General features: G+C 68.2%; 22 protein-coding genes and 1 tRNA gene. 13 read left to right on the forward strand and 10 right to left on the reverse strand.

Features of this window, described 5'->3' with window-relative positions:
- Window positions 1–44: 44 nt before the first annotated feature.
- The 8 genes from ACWPN3_RS06875 (at window position 45) to ACWPN3_RS06910 (ending at window position 7,782) form a co-directional block, all read left to right on the forward strand.
- A complete protein-coding gene (locus tag ACWPN3_RS06875) occupies window positions 45–2,420 on the forward strand; it encodes a hybrid sensor histidine kinase/response regulator (protein WP_109450589.1) in 2,376 nt (791 codons plus the stop codon).
- Between the two features lie 112 nt (window positions 2,421–2,532).
- The gene (locus ACWPN3_RS06880) at window positions 2,533–3,711 is read left to right on the forward strand and encodes a lysozyme family protein (RefSeq protein WP_492261191.1); all 1,179 of its coding nucleotides are present in this window, start codon (window positions 2,533–2,535) and stop codon (window positions 3,709–3,711) included.
- A 157-nt stretch (window positions 3,712–3,868) separates the two neighbouring features.
- On the forward strand, window positions 3,869–4,087 hold the full coding sequence (gene infA / locus ACWPN3_RS06885) for a translation initiation factor IF-1 (protein WP_012977999.1): 219 nt from the start codon (window positions 3,869–3,871) through the stop codon (window positions 4,085–4,087).
- Window positions 4,088–4,112: 25 nt separating this feature from the next.
- Window positions 4,113–4,745: a Maf family protein gene (locus ACWPN3_RS06890; protein ID WP_492243862.1), complete on the forward strand. Its 633-nt coding sequence runs from the start codon at window positions 4,113–4,115 to the stop codon at window positions 4,743–4,745.
- Window positions 4,732–5,967, forward strand: coding sequence for a ribonuclease E/G (locus ACWPN3_RS06895; RefSeq protein ID WP_492261192.1), 1,236 nt, complete (start codon window positions 4,732–4,734; stop codon window positions 5,965–5,967). Before ACWPN3_RS06890 ends, ACWPN3_RS06895 begins: the two co-directional genes overlap by 14 nt.
- A 29-nt stretch (window positions 5,968–5,996) precedes the next feature.
- A complete protein-coding gene (locus ACWPN3_RS06900; protein ID WP_492243860.1) occupies window positions 5,997–6,248 on the forward strand; it encodes a DNA gyrase inhibitor YacG in 252 nt (83 codons plus the stop codon).
- 118 nt (window positions 6,249–6,366) lie between these two features.
- Window positions 6,367–6,442, forward strand: a tRNA-Phe gene (locus tag ACWPN3_RS06905).
- Window positions 6,443–6,825: 383 nt separating this feature from the next.
- Window positions 6,826–7,782 carry a glycosyltransferase family 2 protein gene (locus tag ACWPN3_RS06910; protein WP_492243859.1) on the forward strand — a complete coding sequence of 319 codons (957 nt, stop codon included), beginning with the start codon at window positions 6,826–6,828 and terminating at the stop codon, window positions 7,780–7,782.
- Window positions 7,783–7,843: 61 nt separating this feature from the next.
- Here ACWPN3_RS06910 and ACWPN3_RS06915 read toward each other — a convergent pair whose 3' ends face one another.
- From ACWPN3_RS06915 to ACWPN3_RS06925, 3 genes are all read right to left on the reverse strand, one after another.
- On the reverse strand, window positions 7,844–8,611 hold the full coding sequence (locus ACWPN3_RS06915; RefSeq protein ID WP_492243858.1) for a DUF3750 domain-containing protein: 768 nt from the start codon (window positions 8,609–8,611) through the stop codon (window positions 7,844–7,846).
- 134 nt (window positions 8,612–8,745) lie between these two features.
- Window positions 8,746–9,582 (reverse strand): serine O-acetyltransferase, encoded by an 837-nt coding sequence (cysE, locus tag ACWPN3_RS06920; RefSeq protein ID WP_247873392.1) that lies wholly within the window; start codon window positions 9,580–9,582, stop codon window positions 8,746–8,748.
- A 74-nt stretch (window positions 9,583–9,656) separates the two neighbouring features.
- Complete coding sequence (locus tag ACWPN3_RS06925; RefSeq protein ID WP_492243857.1) at window positions 9,657–10,637, reverse strand: helix-turn-helix domain-containing protein; 981 nt, start codon at window positions 10,635–10,637, stop codon at window positions 9,657–9,659.
- A gap of 161 nt (window positions 10,638–10,798) precedes the next feature.
- Here ACWPN3_RS06925 and pobA point away from each other — a divergent pair, with 161 nt between their 5' ends.
- On the forward strand, window positions 10,799–12,028 hold the full coding sequence (gene pobA, locus ACWPN3_RS06930) for a 4-hydroxybenzoate 3-monooxygenase (protein ID WP_492243856.1): 1,230 nt from the start codon (window positions 10,799–10,801) through the stop codon (window positions 12,026–12,028).
- A gap of 119 nt (window positions 12,029–12,147) precedes the next feature.
- Window positions 12,148–12,504 carry a Lin0512 family protein gene (locus ACWPN3_RS06935; protein WP_492243855.1) on the forward strand — a complete coding sequence of 119 codons (357 nt, stop codon included), beginning with the start codon at window positions 12,148–12,150 and terminating at the stop codon, window positions 12,502–12,504.
- A gap of 133 nt (window positions 12,505–12,637) precedes the next feature.
- Here ACWPN3_RS06935 and ACWPN3_RS06940 read toward each other — a convergent pair whose 3' ends face one another.
- The 3 genes from ACWPN3_RS06940 to ACWPN3_RS06950 form a co-directional block, all read right to left on the reverse strand.
- Window positions 12,638–13,231 (reverse strand): hypothetical protein, encoded by a 594-nt coding sequence (locus tag ACWPN3_RS06940; protein ID WP_492243854.1) that lies wholly within the window; start codon window positions 13,229–13,231, stop codon window positions 12,638–12,640.
- Between the two features lie 234 nt (window positions 13,232–13,465).
- On the reverse strand, window positions 13,466–14,458 hold the full coding sequence (gene qhpR, locus ACWPN3_RS06945; RefSeq protein WP_109451407.1) for an AraC-like transcriptional regulator QhpR: 993 nt from the start codon (window positions 14,456–14,458) through the stop codon (window positions 13,466–13,468).
- Between the two features lie 256 nt (window positions 14,459–14,714).
- On the reverse strand, window positions 14,715–15,218 hold the full coding sequence (locus tag ACWPN3_RS06950) for a winged helix-turn-helix transcriptional regulator (RefSeq protein ID WP_109451409.1): 504 nt from the start codon (window positions 15,216–15,218) through the stop codon (window positions 14,715–14,717).
- Between the two features lie 85 nt (window positions 15,219–15,303).
- Here ACWPN3_RS06950 and ACWPN3_RS06955 point away from each other — a divergent pair, with 85 nt between their 5' ends.
- Window positions 15,304–15,957, forward strand: a complete 654-nt coding sequence (locus ACWPN3_RS06955) for a glutathione S-transferase family protein (RefSeq protein WP_109451411.1) — start codon at window positions 15,304–15,306, stop codon at window positions 15,955–15,957.
- A gap of 49 nt (window positions 15,958–16,006) precedes the next feature.
- Here the strand turns inward: ACWPN3_RS06955 and ACWPN3_RS06960 are convergent, their stop codons facing one another.
- The 3 genes from ACWPN3_RS06960 to ACWPN3_RS06970 all read right to left on the reverse strand — a co-directional run bounded on the left by ACWPN3_RS06960 (window position 16,007) and on the right by ACWPN3_RS06970 (window position 18,777).
- On the reverse strand, window positions 16,007–16,582 hold the full coding sequence (locus ACWPN3_RS06960) for an HdeD family acid-resistance protein (protein ID WP_492243853.1): 576 nt from the start codon (window positions 16,580–16,582) through the stop codon (window positions 16,007–16,009).
- Between the two features lie 145 nt (window positions 16,583–16,727).
- Window positions 16,728–17,399 (reverse strand): LolA family protein, encoded by a 672-nt coding sequence (locus ACWPN3_RS06965; protein ID WP_109451416.1) that lies wholly within the window; start codon window positions 17,397–17,399, stop codon window positions 16,728–16,730.
- Window positions 17,400–17,502: 103 nt separating this feature from the next.
- Window positions 17,503–18,777 carry a UbiH/UbiF/VisC/COQ6 family ubiquinone biosynthesis hydroxylase gene (locus ACWPN3_RS06970; protein WP_492243852.1) on the reverse strand — a complete coding sequence of 425 codons (1,275 nt, stop codon included), beginning with the start codon at window positions 18,775–18,777 and terminating at the stop codon, window positions 17,503–17,505.
- Between the two features lie 404 nt (window positions 18,778–19,181).
- Between ACWPN3_RS06970 and glnK the strand changes: the two genes are divergently transcribed.
- Window positions 19,182–19,520 (forward strand): P-II family nitrogen regulator, encoded by a 339-nt coding sequence (gene glnK, locus ACWPN3_RS06975; protein WP_012977707.1) that lies wholly within the window; start codon window positions 19,182–19,184, stop codon window positions 19,518–19,520.
- 111 nt (window positions 19,521–19,631) lie between these two features.
- On the opposite strand, the gene ACWPN3_RS06980 is transcribed toward glnK, so the two are convergent.
- Window positions 19,632–20,201: a DUF2239 family protein gene (locus ACWPN3_RS06980; protein WP_492243851.1), complete on the reverse strand. Its 570-nt coding sequence runs from the start codon at window positions 20,199–20,201 to the stop codon at window positions 19,632–19,634.
- A 261-nt stretch (window positions 20,202–20,462) separates the two neighbouring features.
- Between ACWPN3_RS06980 and ACWPN3_RS06985 the strand changes: the two genes are divergently transcribed.
- Complete coding sequence (locus ACWPN3_RS06985) at window positions 20,463–21,719, forward strand: aminotransferase class I/II-fold pyridoxal phosphate-dependent enzyme (protein ID WP_109451420.1); 1,257 nt, start codon at window positions 20,463–20,465, stop codon at window positions 21,717–21,719.
- The last annotated feature ends 19 nt before the right edge of the window (window positions 21,720–21,738 follow it).

Below are 21,738 nucleotides of genomic sequence, written 5' to 3' on the forward strand. Positions count from 1 at the left end.
GCTCGGGGGGCGTAGACGAACATTCCCGCGGAGAGCCGTCATCCATGCCCGCAGGTCCGATGCACCGCCTGCTCCGCGCCTTCAGCCCGCGCAGCCTGCGCGCCCGCCTGATGGGCGTGGTGCTGGCCTCGCTGGCGCTGCCGCTGGGGGGGACGCTCTATCTCGCCGACCAGCAGCTCGACGACCACATCGACGCGGCGCGAGAGCTGGTGCAGCATCTGGCCGACGACGGGGTGGAGCGCCAGCACGACCTGATCGGCGAGGCGCGCAACCTGCTTGGCGTGCTGTCGCTGGTGCCCGCCATCCGCAACGCGACGATGGACCACACCGACGCCTGCGTCGCCACCCTGGCGCCGATGCCGCGCCAGCACCGCTGGACCACCGGCGTCTGGCTGACCGACGCCGACGGCAACATCATCTGCGACACCACCGGCCCCGGTGCCGGCATCACCCTGCGGGAACGCGAATATTTCCAGCGCGTGCTGGACACCAGAAGCTGGGTGGTCAGCGATTTCATCATCGGCAAGCGCTCGCTGAAGCCGCTGATCATCGTCGCCAGCCCGATCATCGAGGATGGGCGGATCGTCCGCGTCATGGGCGTGGCGGTCGACCTCACCTGGCTGACCGATCTGGTGAAGGTGATGAAGCAGCCGGACGCCCGCGTCATGGTGCTGGACCGCCACGGCGTGATCGTCGCCCGCCAGCCCGATCCTGAGGGCTGGCTGAACCGCAACATCGGCAACATGCCGCATATCCGGCAGATGCTGAAGGAGAAGGACGGCACGCTGGATGCGGAAAGCGCCGACGGCCGTGGCCGGCTGTGGGCCTTCCGCCATTCGGACGAGACCGACACCGTCTTCGCCGTCGGCATGCCGACCGGGCCGATCCTGGCGGAGGCCCGGCGCGACCTGTGGCAGAGCCTGGGCCTGCTCGCCATCGCGGCGCTGGTCAGCGTCACCGCCCTTTGGGTGCTGCTGCGCGCCTCGGTCCTGCGCTGGGTGTGGGAACTCGGCACCGCGGCCACCCGCATCGGCGACGGCGGCGGCGGCACCGTGATCGAGGCGGACCGCGCCCCCCACGAATTCCGCGTCGTCTCCCATGCCTTCAACAACATGTCGCGCCGCCTGAAGCAGCGCGAGCAGGAGCTGCGCTCCGCCATGGAGGAGGCGCGGGCCGGCAGCCGCGCCAAGGAGGAATTCCTCGCCACCATGAGCCACGAGATCCGCACGCCGATGAACGGCGTGATCGGGTTCGCGGAAATGCTGCTGGAAACCCCGCTGACCGCCGAACAGCGGCGCTACGCCTCGCAGGTGCGGGATGCCGGACGGTCGCTGCTGACCGTCATCAACGACGTGCTCGACCTGTCGAAGCTGGAGGCGGGGCGGCTCGACCTGGTCAGCGTGCCCTTCCGGCTGGACGATCTGGCCGACCGCTGCGTCGCCATCGTCCGGCTGGCCGCGGAACAGAAGGGGCTGGAGCTGCAGACCGGCATCTCGGCCACCGCCCGCGGCTTCGTCATGGGCGACCCCGACCGGCTGCGCCAGCTCCTGCTGAACCTGCTGAGCAACGCGGTGAAGTTCACCGACCGCGGTTCGGTCCGCCTGACGGTGAAGGCGATCGAGGACGGCAGCAAGGGCGGCGGCCGCATCTGCACCTTCACCGTCACCGACAGCGGGATCGGCATCGCCCCCGAACGGCAGCGCGACCTGTTCCAGCGCTTCACCCAGCTGGAGCGCGGGCGCGGCGGCACCGGGCTGGGGCTGGCGATCTGCCGCCGGCTGGTGGAGCTGATGGGCGGGGAGATCGGCATGGAAAGCCAGCTCGGCACCGGCAGCACCTTCTGGTTCTCGCTGCCTCTGCTGCCCGCCGGCAGCGCCGCGATCCAGCCCGACAGCGCCATCCTGTCCCCTCTCGAGTCCGGCGTCGCCAGCGCCCGCATCCTGCTGGCGGAGGATCTGGCGATGAACCGCGATCTGGCGGTGACCATGCTGACCAGGGCCGGCCATCGGGTCGACGCGGTGGACGACGGCGCCGCCGCGGTGGCCACGGTGCAGGAGCAGCCTTACGACCTCGTGCTGATGGACGTGCAGATGCCGGTGATGGACGGGCTGGAGGCCACCCGTCGCATCCGCGCCCTGCCCGGCCCGGTGAGCCGCATCCCGATTCTCGCCCTGACCGCCGGCGTGATGCAGATCGAGGTCGAACGCTGCCTGCAGGCCGGCATGAACGCCCATCTGGCCAAACCGCTGGAAAAATCCAAGCTGCTGGCCGCCATCGGCCGCTGGGCGCGCGTCGCGCATCCCGATGATCCGCTGCCCGACGATCCGCTGCCTGATGATCCGCTGGCCGGCCATCCGTTCCCCGGCGGGGATGAGGCCGGGGACGACGCCCCGCGCCCACAGTTGATCGCACATCGCTGACGAGTTGGTGCTATAGTGCCTGCATCCGTCCGGCCATGCCCACGCTCGTGGGGCATGGAAAGACGGGGCTTTCTCCCGGCAGGCTCGGCCGGTCCGTAGCGAAGTGTGTGCCATGAAGGTTGCGCAGCCCCCTCTCGCCCCCGTTCCGGAGCGCAAGCCCGACGCCTCCCCCGCGCTCACCGACGGCAGCGTCGGCGAGCCGTCCTTCCGCGACACGCTGGTCCAGTCCACCCGGACAGGCGCCGGGACCGTGCCGGTCGGCCGGCCGGCGAACGGTCAGAAGACCCCGCCATTGCCGGCCGCCCCCCTGCCGACTTCAAAGCCGCCGGCCCCGATCCTGCTGGGCGACGGGACCCAGGTTCCCCTGCCCGCGGCCAAGCCGGTCACCCCCATCCGCCTCGCCGACGGCAGCACAGTGCCGGTTCCCGCCGCAAAGCCCGAAGCGCCGGTCCTGATGGCCTCCGACTCCACGTCCGCGGAGACCGCAGCGCCGCGCGCGCCCCTGCCCGGTCTGAAGCCGGCGGCACCGGCGCAGACTTCACCGGCCCCAAGCTCCGCCAAGGTGGCGGAGGCGGTGAAGGCCGTTGCGGCCGAGGATCCGACCGCCACGCGGGTGCTGGTCGCCTCGCAGCAGGTCGCCGGCCTGTCGGGCCACAGCTTCACCGCCATCCTCGCCCAGGCGACCCAGGAGAGCGGGCTGGACAGTGCGGCGAAGAACAGCCGCAGCTCGGCCGCCGGCCCGTTCCAGTTCCTCGAATCGACCTGGCTCGACCTGTTCCGCCGCCATGGCGCCGCCTATGGCCAGGGCGAGCTGGCCTCGCACATCCAGGTCCGCAACGGGGTGTCCAGCGTCAAGGATCCGGCGATCCGCCGCCAGATCCTGGAGCTTCGCCACGACGTCGACCTGTCGGCCGGCATGGCCGCCCGCTATCTGGCCGAGGGGCGCGAGGCGCTGGAGAAGCGGCTGGGCCGCCCGGCCAGCGAATTGGAAAGCCGCATGGCCTATGTTCTGGGCTCCGGCGGGGCGGCGAAGCTGATCCGAGCCGCCGAATCGACACCGGGCGCGGTCGCCGCCGACCTGTTGCCCAGTGCTGCGAAGGCGAATCACAACCTGTTCCACGACAGATCCAGCGGCCGTGCGCTCAGTGCGGCGGAAACCGTCGGCCGCCTGACCCGCCGCATGGAGATCGACCAGCGCGAGATGTTCGCGGCGATCGGCAAGGCGATGGACCAGCCGCGCCGCCTGGAAGAAGGCGGTGCATCGCCACTCAACCCCTACCAGTCGGTCTGACGGGACGCGGGTTGAGGGGTATTTCCGGCACGCAACGCGGGGCTGCCCCGCGCGAATGGCTGCGGCCGAACGCATCGGAGGTGGGAATCCCCCTTGACCCGGCGGCCTTGGAAGGTCAGTTATTGCCGCGAAACTATTAGGACGGACATAAGGGCCTATGGCAAAGGAAGATCTGATCGAGTTTTCCGGGACCGTCGTCGAATTGCTTCCGAACGCGATGTTCCGGGTGAAGCTCGACAACGATCACGAGGTTCTGGCGCACACCTCCGGCAAGATGCGTAAGAACCGGATTCGCGTCCTGGCGGGCGACCGCGTCAATGTGGAAATGACGCCGTACGACCTGACCAAGGGCCGCATCACCTTCCGGTTCAAGTAGCATCCTTGCTGCATCGCGGTTCCCCGTGACGATCCCGTCCAAGGCGCCCCGGCTGGTGCTGGCTTCGGCCTCGCCCCGCCGGCTCGACCTGCTGCGCCAGATCGGCATCGTGCCCGACGCGGTCGATCCCGCCGATCTCGACGAAACGCCGCTGCGCGACGAACTCCCGCCCCAGCACGCCCTACGTCTGGCGGCGGAGAAGGCGTCGTGCGTCGCCGCGCGCCATCCCGACTCGTGGATTCTCGCTGCCGACACCGTGGTCGCCTGTGGCCGCCGCATCCTGCCCAAGGCCGAACGGGAGGAGGAGGCACGACGCTGCCTGTCCCTGCTGTCCGGCCGGCGGCACCGGGTGATCGGCGGCATCGTGCTGCTGGTGCCCGACGGAGACGGTCACCGCCGGATCGACCGGCTGGTCCGCACCGACGTCACCTTCAAGGTGCTCGACCGGTCGGAAGCCGACGCCTACATCGCGTCCGGCGAATGGAAGGGCAAGGCCGGCGGCTATGCCATCCAGGGCCGGGCGGGGGCGTTGGTGCGCTGGATCGGCGGTTCCTACAGCAACGTCGTCGGGCTGTCGCTGCACGAGGTCGCCGGCATGCTGCACGGCGCCGGCTTCCCGCACCCCCCGATCCCCCATCCGACCGATGAGCAGGCTTGAGCTGCTGGTCGACCGCGACGGCCCGCTGACGCGGGCGGCGGTGCTGACCGACGGCCGCCTGACCGACCTGCACATCGACCATGCCGGCCGCCCGTCGCTGCTCGGCGCCATCATCCTCGGCCGGGTCGAGCGCATCGCCACCGGCCTGAACGGCGCCTTCGTCGATCTCGGGAACAGCCTGTCCGGCCTGCTGCCGGCGGCCGACGTGCGCCGTCCCGTCCTCGACGACGATTCCCCACAACCGCGCGCCAATCGGCCGGGCGCCAAGCCGGCCCCCATCGGCGCGCTGCTGCGCACCGGCCAGCCGGTGCTGGTGCAGGTGAAGGCCGACGCCGCCGGGGCCAAGGGTCCATCGCTGACGATGGACATCACCCTGCCCGGCCGGTTCCTGGTGCATGCCCCGCTCGGCCGTGACATCGCGGTGTCGAAGCGCCTCGGCTCCGGTCCGGAACGGACGGCACTGGCCCGCCGCATCGAACAGCTCGCCACCGGCGCCGGCTGGATCGTGCGCGCCGGCGCCGCCCAGGTATCCGACGATCTGCTGGCCGCCGAATCGGAGGCGCTGCACCTGCAATGGCGCGCCATCCGCGACGATGCCCGCGCCGGCTCCGCCCCGCGCCTGCTGCATCCCGGCCCCGACGCCCCCACCCGCGCCCTGATCGAGCAAGGGGCGGCCGCCCCGGCCGCCATCCTGGTCGACGACCCGCCGCCCGCTGGCGGGATCAGGATCGGCGATGGGCCGCTGCTGTCGGCCTTGCGCGACTGGTGCGGGCACCACGCCCCCGACCTGCTGCCGCGCCTCGGCGGCCACACCGACGCCCAACGCCTGTTCGACCTGCGCGACCTCGACTTTGCGATTGCCGAGTTGCTCGACGTCCGGGTGCCGCTGCCGCTCGGCGGTTCGCTGGTGATCGAGCGGACGGAGGCGCTGACGGTGGTCGACGTGAATGCCGGGGAGCGCGGCAACCCCCTGGACGTCAACCTCGACGCCGCGGCGGAGATCGCGCGCCAGCTTCGCCTGCGCAATGTCGGCGGCATCGTGGTGGTGGATTTCGTCAACATGCGCAGCCGCGGCGATGCCGAGCGTGTGCTGGCCGCACTGTCGCAGGCGGTGGAAAGCGACCCGGTGCAGACCCAAGTTTATGGCATGTCCAAACTGGGTCTGGTCGAACTGACCCGGGCCCGCCGCGGCACGCCGCTGGCGGCCCTGCTGCGGCCCTGACTGCTTAAGTTCGTTACGGAGGCCTTCCCTTGACCGACTCCCGCTCCCCCGGCGCACCGCAGCGCTCCCAGCCCCATGCGCAGCCCCAGGCCCAGGCGGGCACCAAGGCGGGCACCAACTGCCCGATCTGCGGCCGCCCCACCGAGCCGGCCACCCGCCCCTTCTGTTCCAAGCGCTGCGCCGACATCGACCTGTCGCGCTGGCTGGGCGGAGTCTACCGCATCGAAGGCCCGGAAACCGCCGATGTGCCCGGCGGATCCGACCCCGACGAGGGGCTGTGAGCGGGGTCGAAAATTTTTTGAATTTTCCTCTGGACAGCCCGTCCGAACCTCTCTAAAAAGCGCCCCACACGACGCGCCGCACCGACCGAAACGGTCACCCACCAAGCGGCGCCGAGATGCCCAGGTAGCTCAGTTGGTAGAGCAGGGGACTGAAAATCCCCGTGTCGGCGGTTCGACTCCGTCCCTGGGCACCACCCTCCCTTCTTTTAAATTCAGCGGGTTGGTTGGTGCAGGCGAGCCTGAAAAGGCTCTTCGCCGTTTTTGGCGTACCGGCCACGAACTTCGGAACGCGTAGCCTGGGCTGGACACGGCCCTGCGAGCATGCGGCAGGCATGGTGAAGGGCTACGCCTCTTCTGATCACCGCTGTTTCCTCGATCTGGAACGCCGAAGCTGGACCGTTCAGTGATTGGAGTGTTGGCGCGGCCGAAAGCGGGGACGGATCGGCCGGCTTGACGACGGGCTTGCCCGACAGGGATGCGGCTTGCGCTGGCTGTTTGCAACAGCGCAGATCCTATCCTATTGTTGGGATGCCGCTTTGTTTCTATAAGCGCGATTGACCTGTTCCTGGAAATCCTCATGAAGTCCAGCATCGTTCTTAGTGTTCACAACAAAGCTCATTATCTTGATGTTTTTCTCGATCAACTTCGCCGATCCGCTCGTGACGCGGAACTGGTGGCGGTCGACGATGGAAGCACTGATGGCACTCAAGCGATTTTGGGATGCTATGCAGACCGGTTGATCGTCACCAACGACATCTGGGAGGTTCGTGCAAACAACGCCGGAATCGCTGCCGCGACCGGAGACTGGGTCGCCATCGTGCAGGATGACGACTTTATATTGGCAGCCGACTGGCTTGATGTCTGTGTCGACTTCATGGAGAGCAATGGGATCGACATTCTGAGCGGTCGTGGAGTCGGACAGATTGGTGTGCGTTGCGTAAGCTCTGAAAACCCTCCACAAAGTTCCTGGCAGATACCGAACAAGATCGAAGCATTAGACAATATTCCAGACCCGCCGGTAATCGACGGCGACCATTATATTTATCTTCACACCATCGCCAAACGGTTCCGATTGCCTTCGGACAATCGGTTCGAGTCCATGGTTACATTATGCCCTATGGTGATTCGTTCGCCTCTGATCCTATCTCGACGAGCATTGGATATGGTCGGCCTTCTTGATGAGGGCTTTGCCCCTCTTCTTTATGACGATCTCGATTACTGTATGCGGGCAAACGCGCATGGGCTGAAAGTGGCGTTCACCAGCATACCCCATTTCAGTCGTTTTGGCGGCGGAAGCAAGGATCTTTATACCGATCCGAACAAGAAACGCCTCTTTCAGGAGGTCGAGCACCGCAACAGGCACATGCTTCTGGCACGCCATAAACATCGTTTCATAAATCCAAAAGAGATTTACGTGCAGAATATTGGAATTATTCGATTCGATTTACTACCGCCTCGATTTTCCTCCTGCACCGGCTTTGCCGACGCCTATTTCTCCGCTCAATCATGGGCTCCTTTCTCTAAGGCCCCCTAATTCCCTTGGGCTTCGCGCTCACCCTCAACCGGCGGGCGCGGTCCTTATGGCCGGGCGCAAGTCAGGACTTACCCTGCGTCGCATCGACGGTCCCCGACCCGAACCATCCCACCCGTCCGATTCCCGGCAGTTTCACTGCAAGGTCCAGCGGGTCGATGCCGATGGTCAGCCCCAGCACATTCAGCTCCACCCCCTCCTCCAGAGCCAGCAGCAGGCCGGCGACGCCGAACAGGCTGATCTGCCAGCCGGTGCCGCTCGGCGCCCACGCGAACAGGCCGCGGCCGAGATAATCCTTGCCCAGCGCGGTCGATGGCAGGTCGAGCCGCAGCTCCGGCACGGCACGGGCGACCCAGGCGGCGAAGGTGTTGCTGTTGGGGCCGGGCCAGACGCGGTACTCGCCGGCATAGGGATAGCCGGCGGCGGCCTTGGCGATCTTGGGAATGGCGGCTTCGGCGGCGGGGCCACGCAACTCCGCCAGCAGGGCCGGCTGGGCGCCGAACCAGCGGCCGTCGGGATCGCGGTTGCTGACGGACACCACCGACAGGCCACGGTAGGCGCGCCAGCCGATCACCTCGTAGACCGTGTAGCTGCGGGCGCCGGCCGGCTTCACGGCGAACCAGGGATGCACGCCGAAGGCGCCGCGCCAGGACAGCACGCGGGCGGCATAGACCTGGACCACCGCCTCCGGCGTCGTCGCCGCATCGGGGGCGAGGCCGACCGGGCTGCGGTCGATGCGGCTCCAATCCACGGCGGTCGGCACCGCGCCGGAGGCGAGCAGGAACACCGGCCCGGCCAGCAGCAGGACCAGCGTCAACAGAAATGCCAGCAACACCCTCACGGCCCTCGCGCCCTGCCCTCAGCTCCGGGCTTCCCGCCCGCTTTCCATATAGGCACGGCCCATATGGGCACAATGACCGCGGATTTCCGGTGATTGCGGAGGGTCAGCGCCGCGGACGCGGCTGCTCAGATGCTGTAATCGCCCTGCTGCAGGCTCTGGTCCATGGTGAGCGCCGGCGCTGGCTCGTCGCGGCACCAGCCAACCACCTTGGCCGGCACGCCGGCGACGGTGGCGCAGCCGGGAACGTCCTTCAGCACGACGCTGCCGGCGCCGACCTTGGCATGGGCGCCGATGGTGATGTTGCCCAGCACCTTGGCCCCGGCCGACAGCAGCACGCCGTCGCGCACCTTCGGGTGGCGGTCGCCATGCTCCTTGCCGGTGCCGCCCAGCGTGACGTTCTGCAGGATCGACACGTCGTTGCCGATCACCGCCGTCTCGCCGATCACCACGCCGGTGCCATGGTCGATGAACACGCCGCGTCCGACCGGCACCGCCGGGTGGATGTCGACGGCGAAGGCTTCCGACACCCGGCTTTGCAGGAAATGGGCAAGGTCGTGGCGGCCGCCCCGCCACAGCCAGTGGGCGACGCGGTGCCATTGCAGGGCATGGTAGCCCTTGAAATAAAGGAAAGGCGTCAGGCAGCCGTCGGCGGCGGGGTCGCGCGCCAGGATGGCGGCAAGGTCGGCGGCGGCGGCCTCGACGATGGCCGGGTCGGTCTCGATCGCGTCGCGCACCACGGCGGCCAGCCGGTCCTCCGGCATGGCGCGGTCGGCCAGCTTGCGCACCAGCAGGGCGGCCAGCGCCGGGCCGAAACCGTCGCGCGCCAGCACCGCGTCATAGAGGAAGGGGGCGAGCCCGCTCTCCTCCTCCGCCACCCGGACGGCGTCGGCGCGCAGGCGGCGCCACAGCGACTGTTCGACCGTTTCGGCCGGCTCGCGCATCGTGACGTCCAGGCTGTCCATCGCCACCACCCTTTCCCGCAAACCGGGCCCAAGCATTGAATCGGTCCGCATCCCCGCCATGGGACGCAAGGCTGTTACTGTGGTGAGACGCCCCCGGTCCGGTCAAGGCCGTTCCCGTCAACGCTGCCTCCCGTTCCGCCATCCCCATGCGCCCGGCGGAAGGCTTGCGGCGACCGCCCCTCGCGCTTGGTGAAGAAGCGGGAGAAATAGGCCGGATCCTCGAACCCCAGGGCATAGCCGATCTCCGCCATGCCATGGCTGGTGTAGATCAGCGAGCGCCGCGCCTCCAGCATCAGCCGGGCATGCACCAGCTGCAGGGTGGACAGGCCGGTGACCCGGCGGCAGGCGGCGTTCAGCCGGCCCGGCGTGACGCCCAGCGCCGCGGCATAGCGCTCCACCGGCCAATGCTGGCTGAACCGCTCGTCGACCATCGGCCGCAGCCGGGCGAGCAGCCTGAGGTCGGGCGACACCCCCTGCCCGTCGCGGTCGGCACTGTCCCGCCGCCGGTCGGCCGCCAGTCGTGCTACGGCGACCAGCAGCAGCATCACCTGCGCCGCGATGGCGCTGGCCCGGCCGACATGGTGGGCGCGGAACTCCCGCCTGATCTCGGCGAAGCAGCGGTCCAGCGCCGCCGCCCCATCCGACCCGGCCTCGAGGTTCCAGGCTTGCGGCAGGGCCGGGGCATCGCGCAGCTCCACCTCCGGTGCAGCCGCCAGCACCCCGGCCAGGAACCCCTCCGACATGGTCAGCACATGCCCGTCGGTGCCGGGATCGAAGCGGAAACCGTGCACCACCTGTGCCGGCACGACGATCAGCGCCGGGGCGCGGAACGCCACCTCCACCCCGTCCGCGGTCAGCCGCCCGCCGCCCTCCCCGACCAGCAGGGCATGGCTCAGCCCATCGTGGCGATGCGGACGGACCTCCCAATTGTACAAGCGCATCCGCTCCGGAATCGTCTCGATATGGACGAAGCGCAGCTCCGGCACAGCCGGCGGTTCGCCATACAGCCAATAGCGGGGAATGGGTTCGGCGCTGGGAGCGAGATGGGCGGACATCGCACGGGGCTCCGTCGGGCAGGCGTTGAAAAGTACAAGCCTTTCGCCGGTTCGTCTATGTCCGGCCCTCCTGCCCGGGAATAGCATGAACACCAATGATTGGCGTGATAAACAATTCGCAGAATCACGCCTGCCCCTGGTCCCCAAGGAGGGCGAGAGACATGCACCCCACCAAATCGACCCGAACCCCAATCGCCCGAACCCCAATCGCCCGAACCCAGGTCGCCATCATCGGCGCCGGCCCGGCCGGCCTGTTCCTGTCCCACCTCCTCCACCGCCAGGGCATCGAGTCGATCATCCTCGAACACCGCAGCCGCGAGGAGATCGAGGGCACCATCCGCGCCGGCGTGCTGGAACAGTGGGTGGTCGACCTGATGAACGACATGGGCTTGGGCGGGCGCATGATGCGGGAGGCCCATTTCCATTCCGGCATCACGCTGCGCTTCGACCGCCAAAGCCACCACATCGACATGGCGGAGCTGACCGGCGGCAAGCGCGTCACCGTCTATGCCCAGCATGAGGTGATCCGCGACCTCGTCTCCGCCCGGCTGGAGGATGGCGGCACCATCCTGTTTGGCGTGTCCGACGTGGAGTTCCTCGAACTGGACAGCAAGGCGCCGTGCGTCCGTTTCCGCCGCAGCCCGGACGGGCCGGTGGAGGAACTGCGCTGCGACTTCGTCGCCGGCTGCGACGGTTTCCACGGGCCGAGCCGGCAGGCGATCCCCGCCGCCACCCGCAGCGAATACCAGATGGTCTATCCCTTCGGCTGGCTCGGCATCCTGACCGAGGCCCCGCCGTCGCACCCCGAACTGATCTACGCCAACCACGAGCGCGGCTTCGCCCTGCTCAGCACCCGCTCGCCGGAGGTGCAGCGGCTCTACATCCAGGTCGATCCCAGGGACGACATCGCCAACTGGTCGGACGACCGCATCTGGTCCGAACTGCACCGCCGGCTGGAGGACGACAACGGCTGGACCCTGACCGAGGGGCCGATCTTCCAGAAGGGCATCATCGCCATGCGCAGCTTCGTCTGCGACCCGATGCAGCATGGCCGCCTGTTCATCGCCGGCGATGCCGCCCACATCGTGCCGCCGACCGGCGCCAAGGGACTGAACCTGGCCGTCGCCGATGTGCTGGTGCTGTCGCGCGCCCTGACCGCCTACTACAAGTCCGGTACCACCGAGGCGCTGGACGCCTACAGCGCCACCTGCCTGCGCCGCATCTGGAAGGCGGAGCGCTTCTCCTGGTACATGACCACCATGCTGCACCGGAACGAGACGGAGTCCCCCTTCGAGCAGCGGGTGCATCTGGCCGAGCTGGACTATCTCGTCCATTCCCGCGCCGCCATGACGGCGCTGGCGGAGAATTACGTCGGGCTGCCGATGGAGTGAGCGGCGCCTTCCACCCCCCGAAAATCCGCCGCCGCCCCCTGGCCCTCGCAGCGGGTCCGCGCCATCATCCCCGTCATCCGAAACCGACAGGAAGGCCCAACGCGATGAAGAGGGGCGCGATGAAACAGGTGATGTTCGTGGAACTCGGCATGGGGGTGGATCTGCACGGCCAGGACGTGACCAAGGCCGCCGTCCGTGCCGTGCGCAACGCCATAGAGCGCAACTCGATGCCGGGCATGCGGGCCTTGGTGGACGGCGACACCGGCAAAATGCAGGTGCGCGTCCACCTCGCCGTGCCGGCCGATGCCGACCGGCTGGACCATGAGGCGGTGAAGGCCGTCTTCCCCTATGGCGTGGTCAGCATCCACGTCACCAGCGGCGGCATGCTGGCGCCGAGCGGCATCTTCCTGGCCGACAAGAACGACCGCAACGAGCAGATCTATGTCGTCAACGCTGCGGTCGAGGTCGGCATCTGATCCTTCCGGGTCCCCTGCCCCGGCCTGTTCCGGCCGAGGGGGATTTCCTGCAATACCGGGCGCCGCCCGCGATCCGCGACAGTGCGGGCGAACACCCGTCACCGGCGACGACGCCCGTTTTGATGACCTCCGGCTATGGCTGAGCCTTCCTGCCGGTATCCTGGGCGATGAAGGGCTTGTCCGAGCCCTTCTCCCAGTCTGGCAAATACTCTGCCTTCTTCATCTCCACGCTTTGCATGTTCGTGCGCGCCCAATCATGCGAAGCGGGGGTGTTTTCCACCCAGGTGCAAGTCTTCAAATCGCTCTCCAGGTCAGCCGAGGAGGCGGGAACCGGCTCCAGAGAAAAGCGCGCTTTCCACATTCCGAAGCGTGGAGCAATGCGGGCGTAGTAAATTTGATCCGTCGCAAAATCCGCATCCATGAAATCGGCCGACTCCCCGACCACCATCAGGCGACGCTTGCCGGCGGGCGTTCCATAGGCAAGTTTCTTCCCAGCGGACACGATGCCGATGAATTCGGACTTGCCCGACGTTATGTCGTAGACCGACGACTGGATGGCGCCGCCGAACATCGATGGGCGCATCAGGACAAGCGTTGCTGCATTTTCAGCGGGTTTGACGGCCGCGACGGGTTCCGAAGCATCCCGCATATGCGGGCTGGCGCAGGCGCTGAGCAACAGCAGCGTGCCTAACGCCAGGAATGACGCACGAAGTCTTTGCGATATCATTGTTTTTCCCCAGCATCATTTTTTGCCGGATGATCGGTGCCGAATCGCCGTGGCTGGCGGCAGAAGCCCCCTCACCCTTGTCGGTAATACCAAATAGCGTAATAACATTATAGAAGACACGCAATTATTGCGCGCCCGGCATTCATCGGTCCGGTGAACACAACCAGGCGGTGGCTGTCGCCGAACCGATGCCGCTGTTTGGAACAGGCAACGGACCCTCGGATGTGCGGGTCGCTAACCCCGCATCTTCGCCGGCGACATGCCGAACCAGCGGCGGAAGGCGCGGCTGAAGGCGCTGACCTCCGAATAGCCCAGCAGCGCGCCGATGTCGGCGACCGGGACATGGCGCTGGCGGATATAGACCGCCGCCAGATCGCGCCGCACCCCCTCGACCAGATCGGAGAAGCTCAGCCCCTCGTCGGCCAGCCGGCGTTGCAGGGTCCAGCGGGCGATGCCCAGCCGGTCGGCGATGTCCTCGACGTAGGTCGGGCCTTCCGGCAGCCGCGCCCGCACCTCCGCCTTCACGCGGTCGAGCAGCGGCGGCGTACCGGTGCCGCGGGCGATGTCGATCAGCGTGCCGCACAGCCCGGTCAGCCGCGCCATGTCGCCGCCGGGCATGCGGCGGTCGAGCTGGCGGTCGCGCAGCAGGATGGCGTTGGTGCGCTGGCCGAAATGGGCGGGCGCGTCGAACAGCGACTCGTGCTGGCGCCAGCCCTCCGGCTTGGGATGCTCGAAATGCACCTCCTCCGGCATCCAGTCAGGCCCAAGGCAGGCGCGCACCACATTGGCGAACATGCCCATGGTCAGCTCGGCATCCTGCCGCCGCTCGACGATGCAGCCGTCGAGGATGCGGTATTCCAGCCGCAGCAGCTCGCCCTCGCGGACGAAGCGCGTCTCGGTCGCCTGCTGGTGGAAGGGGAACAGCCGGGCCAGATGGTCGAGTGCGGCCCCCAGAGTCGGGGCGGCCAGCGCGATGGAGCCGATCAGCCCCAGCATCTCCGGCTGGAACTGGCGGCCGAACATCAGGCCGAAATTGTCGTTGCCTGTCTCCGCCGCCGCCACCTCCATCATCGCCACATAGGCGCGGAGGTCGAGCGCCAGCGTCGGCTGGCCGAGCGCGCGCTCCTCCACGCCTGCCCGGTGGAACACCTGATCGGGGCAGCCGCCCTGGGCGGCGATGAAGTCCGACACCCCGCAGGCCGCAGCGGCCAGGATGTTGTGTTGCACAGTTCCTGTGCGGCTCCCGCCGGGCTGGCCGGCAGTTTGCCCAAGAGTCGGTCGGTGCGGCGTCATGACACAGCCCCTCGCAGCCGTTTTGCCGCAACGCAGCAAACATTGTGCCGGATTTCAGGCTGCCAGAGACTATTTGTGTAGGAAATTGTACGATAGGCTTACGATAAGACGGGAATGTGCCAAGCAAAAGCCGCCCCATCCCGCGCGGAACGGGTTGGAAGAGGGCGTCGTGACCTCGGCGATAAGCCCGTCAGTTCGGCGCTTGCCGGATTGCTTCGTAGGCCGCGTTCAGTCTCTGCAGAACGGAGTCCGAGACCGACAGGCCGCACGCCTCGGCATTCAGGTGACGCACGCGCAGTTCATCCATCAACTCCTCCCACAAGGGAGGACCACCCTCTTCGAGAAGCTGCGCACGAATCGACAGCTCTCTGGACGCAGGCGCGTGCCGCCGCCCCCATGCGCCCATTTGAGCCAGCAACGGAACGAGTTGGATCGCCGGCTCGGTCAGGCTGTAGATCACGCTTTGCCGGTGACGCGGGTCATCGGCCTTGGTCAGCAGGCCCGCGGCGAGAAGCCGCTTGAGCCGGTCCGCCAGAACATTGGACGCGATGCCCTCCTCCGAGCGGGTCAGGAGTTCGCGATACCGCCGCCGGTCGCCGAAAATGATGTCGCGGATGACGATCAGGCTCCAGCGGTCGCCCAGGACCTCCAGCGTCAGGTTGATCGGGCATCCCGACCGATGTGCATCCTGCAAGACCGGTCTCCTTCCGCTTGCAAATTAGGATCGGTCGCGGTAGCTTTCAACTGCTTGCATATCGCAAGCAGTTGGAGGTGCCCCGATGTCGCTGACGCTCTACGCGCATCCCTTCTCCTCGTATTCCCAAAAGGTGCTGATCGCACTCTGGGAGAACGACATTCCCTTCACCTACCGGAATTTGGAGGAACCCGGCGCAGCGGCGGAGCGTGCGGCGCTCTGGCCACTCGGGCGCTTTCCGGTGCTGGCGGACGACGGCCGCACGGTCGTGGAATCCAGCATCATCATCGAGCATCTGGATCGCCATCATGCCGGACCGATCCGGTGGCTGCCCGACGACGGTGACGCCGCCTTGGAGGTCCGGCTGATGGATCGGTTCTTCGACAACTACATCATGACGCCCATGCAGGCGCCGGTGTTCGAGTCGATACGACCGGACGCGACGCGGCTGGACGAGGTGAAGGAGAAAACCCGCCAGGCCCTCGATACGGCCTATGCCTGGCTGGAGGAAAGGCTGTCGGGCAGACGCTGGGCGGCAGGCGACGGCTTCACCATGGCCGACTGCGCCGCGGCCCCCTCGCTTTTCTATGCCGATTGGGTTCACCGGATCGGCCCCGGCTTTCCCCGGCTGCGGGACTATCGCTCACGCCTGCTGGCGCGGCCGTCCATCGCGCGTGCCGTCGACGAGGGGCGCCCTTATCGGTCCTATTTCCCACTCGGTGCGCCAGATCGCGACTGATCTGTTGGGGGAGCGGCTTCATAGCAGCAGCCATCCGCGATGGCACGGCTCATACCGTCGCCGTCATTCCCCCGTTGCCCGGGGCGCCGTTCCCGCGATGGCAGTGCCGCAGCCGGACGGCCGTCACCAGCGCCAGCATGCCGAAGGCGATCAGATAGGCCGCGACACCCCAGGCGAGCGCCAGCAGGCCCAGCGCCGGCAGGATCCACATGCTGAGCCCGAACAGGATCGACAGCGCCCCGGCCACGCCCCAGGCCCATTTGCCGTGGGTGCGCTCCATCCGCCAGGCGCCCATCACCTCGGCAAGGCCGGTGACGACCGACCAGGCGGCGATCAGGAACACCAGCGCGAACAGGCTGGCGGCCGGCCACAGCGCGGCGACGATGCCGGCGATCAGGCTGACCGCCCCCTCCAGGATAAAGGGCAGCGAGCGTTCATGGTGGCGGGAGGCGCGCAGGCCGGCCAGGATGGCGAAGACCCCGTCGAGCAGCAGGTAGGCCGAGAAGGTCAGCGCCAGCGTCGCCACCGTCACCCCCGGCATCAGCAGGGCCAGCACCCCCAGCAGGATCGCCGCCGCCCCGCGCAGGGCCAGCGCCCACCAGTTGCGCGCCAGCACCCTGTTCATTCTGCGCAGACGGCCCGCCGGTCCGGGCTGCGGATGGGGCCCGGGCCGGTCCACATGGTCGTGGGACATGGAAAGCCTCCCGCTGTCATCCCGTGCAATGACAACAGGAGGCGAAGGGTTTCGTTGCCCGCCCGCCCTTGGCCGCTCAGTTGTTGCGGCCGAAGTCCGACCCGCGCGCCGGCTCCTTGAAATAGAACATCTCGCGGTCGAAGGTGACGTCGGTCCGCGGGTTCAGCAGAGCCACCTCGGTGGTCAGGCCCTGGGCGTCCAGCACCCGCCACTTGCGCAGCTGGAAGGGCCGGTCCTCGAACACCAGGGTCAGGGTGCCCTTGCCGGCGTCCTTGGTCTCCAGCAGGCTGACCTCGATCACGCCGGGGGCCTGGAACACGTCGGTGACGGTGACGTCGCCCGACAGGCGGATGTTCTTGCGCAGGATGAAGTCGGCCAGCGTCGAGCCGATGGGGGCGCTCGACTGCTGGCGCATCTCGCCGTCCCAATAGAAGACGAAGCTGCCGTCGGCGACGATGAAGTCCTTCAGCGGCCGGTCATATTCCAGCCGCATCTTGCCGGGCCGCCACAGGGAGAAGGTACCGGTCGCCTGCCGTCCGTTCGGCGCCACCTGCAGGAACTTCGATTGCAGGGTGGTGATGCCGTTCAGATACTCCTCCACCTTGGCGACGACCGCCTGGTCCTGCGCCGTCAGCGAGACGGGCGTGGCAGGCGCAGCGACGGCGGGCGGGGCGAAGACGGCCGGCAGCGGGGCAATGAGGGCGGCGGACAGCAGGGCGGCGGAAAGGCGGCGAAGCACGGTCTTCATCCTCGGTCGTTCGGAGCCCGGCTCCTTACCCGGCCGGTATGGCGGACATAAGGCGTCCGCCCCCCGCTGCCAAGGATTACCGGTGCCGGCTCTTAATGGCTGCTTAAAGAGGCTGGCCCTTGATCATCCGCGGCAGGTCGCCGACCACGCCCATGGCGTGCTTCATGAAGAAGCGCTTGACCGGCGGCAGCCGGTTGATCACCGCCATGCCCAGGTCGCGCGCCAGCTTCACCGGCGGGATGCTGTTGGAGAACAGATGGACCAGCCCGTCGCACACCGCCGCCAGCAGCACGGTGTCGAAGCGGCGCCAGCGCTGGAAGCGCGCCAGCACCTCCGGCCCGCCGACATCCAGCCCCAGGCGATAGGCATCGACCACCACCTCGGCCAGCGCCGCGACGTCGCGCATGCCGAGATTGAGCCCCTGGCCGGCGATGGGGTGGATGGCATGCGCCGCCTCCCCCACCAGGGCCAGCCGGTCGGCGATGAAGCGGTCGGCCAGCAGGACCGACAGCGGCCAGGCCTCGCGCTTGGTCAAGAGCGTGATCTCGCCGAGATAGCCGCCGGAGCGCCGTTGCAGCTCGTCGACGAACTGGTCGTCGGGCAGCTTCAGATAGGTGTCGACCAGCGAGGTCTTCTCGCTCCACACGATGGAACAGCGGTTGTCCGTCATCGGCAGGACGGCGAAGGGGCCGTTGGGCAGGAAATGCTCGACCGCGACGCCCTTGTTCGGCTCGGTGTGGCGGATCGTGCAGATGATGGCGCTCTGGTCGTAGGACCAGCGCCGCACCCTGATCCCGGCGCTGTCGCGCGCCATCGACCGCCGCCCGTCGGCGCCGACCAGCAGCCGGCCGCGCACGGTCCGCCCGTCCGCAAGCCGGACCGAGACGCCCGACCGCGTCCGCTCCACCGTCACCGCCTTGGCCGGCGCCAGATGGACCAGCCCCGGCAGCTCGTCGGCGCGGGTGAACAGGGCGCGGCGGATGTCCTTGTTGTCCAGGATCCAGCCGAAGGGCTGGTGCTTGCCCTCCACCGCCAGCTCGGTGTGGTCGTAATGGATGAACAGCGGCGAGAACTGGTCGGCGATGCGGATGTCCAGCATCGGGCCGGCCTTGTCGGCCATGTGGTGCCACACGCCCGCCGCATCCAGCACCATCTTGGAGGCGTAGGAGATCGCCGTGGTGCGGATGTCGAAATCCCGTTCGCCCATGCGCTCCGGGCTGTCCTGGTCGATGCAGACCACCGGCACGCCGGCGTTGGCCAGCGCCGCCGCCATGGTCAGCCCGGCCAGGCCGCCGCCCAGCACCACGACCTCCGTGGTGATGTCTCCGCCCTGCGGGGGAACGGTCGCGTTGCCCGATTCGGTGCCCGGTACGGCCATGATGCTCGCTGCCTTCTCGCCTTAGAATGCCTGTGCCGGTCGCCGGCCGGGCCCGAGCCTTGCCCCTGAGCCTTGCCGGCAACGCCGCGACCAGACAATTGTCGCACTGCGGCGTCCTGTCCAGTGTCCAGTCCCCAGCCGGCCCGGCCAGATCGCCGGACAGATTGTCGCTGAATGGATTTTAGGCAGATGCCGCCTTTTTGGGCGCCCAATCAACAGGCATATTCCCATCGTTGCAGCGCATTTCAACCGGCACGATTCTTGTAATCGTTGATTTTTGCGGTCGACGCGAACAGGCTTGGGCCAACGGCGGGGGAACGGTACGGTGTCGGGCCGGACCGGAACCGCAACCGGGCTGCCACAGCCTTGCACGCGGCCGGAACAACGCTTTAAGGGGAAGCCACATGAAACTGGTTATGGCCATCATCAAGCCGTTCAAGCTCGACGAAGTGCGCGAGGCGCTGACGTCGCTCGGGATCCAGGGCCTGACCGTCAGCGAGGTCAAGGGCTTCGGCCGCCAGAAGGGCCAGACGGAAATCTACCGCGGCGCCGAATATTCCGTGAGCTTCCTGCCCAAGGTGAAGGTCGAGGTCGCCGTGTCCGACGACCAGTACGAGCAGGTTGTCGAGGCGATCCAGAAGGCCGCCAACACCGGCCGCATCGGCGACGGCAAGATCTTCGTGCTGGAGATCGCCCAGGCTGTGCGCATCCGCACCGGCGAGACCAACGCCGAGGCGCTGTAAGGCTGCCGAACCTCGGGGTCCGCTCCTTCCGGCGGGAACGGACCCGGCGGGCGCGCGTCCCGCGCGCCTGACCTCAATCCTCAGCCGGTCCTTTATCCCCAGTCGCCATCCTCACTCGCCGAAGGCGTCCGCCGCCATCGCACCGGCGTAACCGCGCACGTCGGCCGGCCACTCCGCCGTCAGCGCCTCGAACCGCGCGCGGTCCGCGGCATAGAGCGCCCGCACCGCCTCCTCATAACCCGGCCGGTCGCCGGCCAGCTCCAGCATGACGCGGTAGGCGTTTTCCTGCGCCCGGCGCACCCGGTCCTTCGCCTCGCCGCCCTTGCGCGCCTCGTCCACCAGCTTGCGCAGCGCCACCGATGCGCCGCCCGGCTGGGCGCTCAGCCATTCCCAATGGCGCGGCAGCAGCGTCACCTCCCGCGCGACCACCCCCAGCTTCGGCCGTCCCGGCCCCCGCGGTAACGGCGGCGGCGAGAGACGCCACGCAAGCTCGTCATCGCTTCCCCGCAGGTCGAGGTCGACCACCTTGCCGGTGGCGTCGTCGAACACCAGCACCGGCGGCCCATCCGGCTCCGCGTCCAGTGTCGTCCGCACCGCCCGCGCGACGCTCAGCGCATCCCCGGCGGCAAGGCGGCGCTCGCCCCGGAAGGCGGTACAGAGGGTTTCGGCGGTGACGGACATGGTCGGAACTCCGTTGGTGAGGGACATATTTTACCCGGATGAAACAGGGCCGTCAATATCGCCCGGATGAAATAGCGAAGCGACCCGTAAGGACACTGTCTTCCGTCCGCTGTGACCGTTCGGCCACCCGCCGCGGCCAAAGGTTCTGGGCGCTTGTGCCCCCCGTGCCCCGCCGATAGGATCGGTCCCTCAATCGAAGACATGGCCGCCTCCCCGGGCCGGGGTGCGGCATCCGGGGTTGCGAAGAGGGTTGCGGTCGCCATGGTTTCTGCGGATTTCAGCGTCAACAGCGGTGCCGTCTTCACCGAGGCGATCGGCAACGACCGGCTCGACCTGCTGACCGACTATCCCTTCACCCGTCTGGCCAATCTGCTGGCGCCGATCACCCCGCGCGCCAACGTCGCTCCCGTCCTGCTGACGGTGGGCGAGCCGCAGCACACCCCGCCCGCCATCATCGAGGAAACGCTGCGCGCCAGCGCATCCGGCTGGAACAAGTATCCGCCGGTCGGCGGCACGCCGGAGTTCCGCGCCGCGACCGGCGACTGGCTGACCCGCCGCTACGACCTGCCGGCCGGGCTGCTGCAGGCCGACAGCTCCATCCTGCCGCTGTCCGGCACGCGCGAGGCGCTGTTCATGCTGGCCCTGCTGGCGGTGCCGACGCGGAAGGCCGGGCGCCAGCCGGCGGTTCTGATGCCCAACCCGTTCTACGCGCCCTATGAGGGGGCGGCCGTGATGGCGGGGGCGGAGCCGGTGTTCCTGTCGGCGACGCGCGAGACCGGCTTCCTGCCCGACCTCGACGCCCTGACGCCGGAGCTGCTGGAGCGCACGGCGCTCTTCTACCTCTGCACCCCCGCCAACCCGCAGGGAGCGGCGGCGACGCCGGCCTATCTCGCCAAGGCCATCGGGCTGGCGCGGCAGTACGGCTTCGTGCTGGCGGTCGACGAATGCTATGCCGAGATCTGGCTGGACGCCCCGCCGGCTGGCGCGCTCCAGGTCGCGGCCGGCCTGCCCTACGCGGACGGCAAGCCCTGGTCCAACCTGCTGGTCTTCCATTCCCTGTCCAAGCGGTCGAGTGCTGCCGGCCTGCGCTCCGGCTTCGTCGCCGGCGACCCGGCGCTGATCGGCCGCTTCTCCCGCCTGCGCAGCTACGGCTGTGCCGGCATGCCGCTGCCGATCCTGGCCGCCAGCACCGCGCTGTGGCGCGACGAGGCGCATGTCGAGGAGAACCGCGCCGCCTACCGCGCCAAGTTCGCGGCGGCGGAGGCGGAGCTGGGCGGCCGCTACGGCTATAGCCGTCCGGCCGGCGGCTTCTTCCTCTGGCTGGAGGTCGGCAACGGCGAGGAGGCCGCCAAGCGGCTGTGGGCGGAGGGTGCGGTCCGCGTCCTGCCCGGCGCCTACCTGTCTCGCAACAATCCCGGCGAGCCGAACCCCGGCGAGGCCTTCATCCGCGTCGCCCTGGTGCAGGACACCGACACCGTCGCCCAGGCCTGCGCCTCCATCGTCCGCATTCTCGGCTGAGCGGTTCCGGCACCCGGTT

Source organism: Azospirillum sp. UENF 111221, from assembly GCF_058780625.1.

Bases quoted from the DNA above. Each gene is read 5' to 3' on its own strand.
- ACWPN3_RS06925 (WP_492243857.1), bottom strand. From the start codon at position 10,637: ATGTCCGCCCATCTCGCTCCCAGCGCCGAACCCATTCCCCGCTATTGG.
- cysE (WP_247873392.1), bottom strand. From the start codon at position 9,582: ATGGACAGCCTGGACGTCACGATGCGCGAGCCGGCCGAAACGGTCGAA.
- ACWPN3_RS06940 (WP_492243854.1), bottom strand. From the start codon at position 13,231: ATGATATCGCAAAGACTTCGTGCGTCATTCCTGGCGTTAGGCACGCTG.
- ACWPN3_RS06970 (WP_492243852.1), bottom strand. From the start codon at position 18,777: ATGGCCGTACCGGGCACCGAATCGGGCAACGCGACCGTTCCCCCGCAG.
- glnK (WP_012977707.1), top strand. From the start codon at position 19,182: ATGAAACTGGTTATGGCCATCATCAAGCCGTTCAAGCTCGACGAAGTG.
- ACWPN3_RS06935 (WP_492243855.1), top strand. From the start codon at position 12,148: ATGAAACAGGTGATGTTCGTGGAACTCGGCATGGGGGTGGATCTGCAC.
- ACWPN3_RS06955 (WP_109451411.1), top strand. From the start codon at position 15,304: ATGTCGCTGACGCTCTACGCGCATCCCTTCTCCTCGTATTCCCAAAAG.
- ACWPN3_RS06910 (WP_492243859.1), top strand. From the start codon at position 6,826: ATGAAGTCCAGCATCGTTCTTAGTGTTCACAACAAAGCTCATTATCTT.
- ACWPN3_RS06980 (WP_492243851.1), bottom strand. From the start codon at position 20,201: ATGTCCGTCACCGCCGAAACCCTCTGTACCGCCTTCCGGGGCGAGCGC.
- ACWPN3_RS06965 (WP_109451416.1), bottom strand. From the start codon at position 17,399: ATGAAGACCGTGCTTCGCCGCCTTTCCGCCGCCCTGCTGTCCGCCGCC.
- infA (WP_012977999.1), top strand. From the start codon at position 3,869: ATGGCAAAGGAAGATCTGATCGAGTTTTCCGGGACCGTCGTCGAATTG.
- ACWPN3_RS06880 (WP_492261191.1), top strand. From the start codon at position 2,533: ATGAAGGTTGCGCAGCCCCCTCTCGCCCCCGTTCCGGAGCGCAAGCCC.
- pobA (WP_492243856.1), top strand. From the start codon at position 10,799: ATGCACCCCACCAAATCGACCCGAACCCCAATCGCCCGAACCCCAATC.
- ACWPN3_RS06960 (WP_492243853.1), bottom strand. From the start codon at position 16,582: ATGAACAGGGTGCTGGCGCGCAACTGGTGGGCGCTGGCCCTGCGCGGG.
- ACWPN3_RS06875 (WP_109450589.1), top strand. From the start codon at position 45: ATGCCCGCAGGTCCGATGCACCGCCTGCTCCGCGCCTTCAGCCCGCGC.
- ACWPN3_RS06985 (WP_109451420.1), top strand. From the start codon at position 20,463: ATGGTTTCTGCGGATTTCAGCGTCAACAGCGGTGCCGTCTTCACCGAG.
- ACWPN3_RS06895 (WP_492261192.1), top strand. From the start codon at position 4,732: ATGAGCAGGCTTGAGCTGCTGGTCGACCGCGACGGCCCGCTGACGCGG.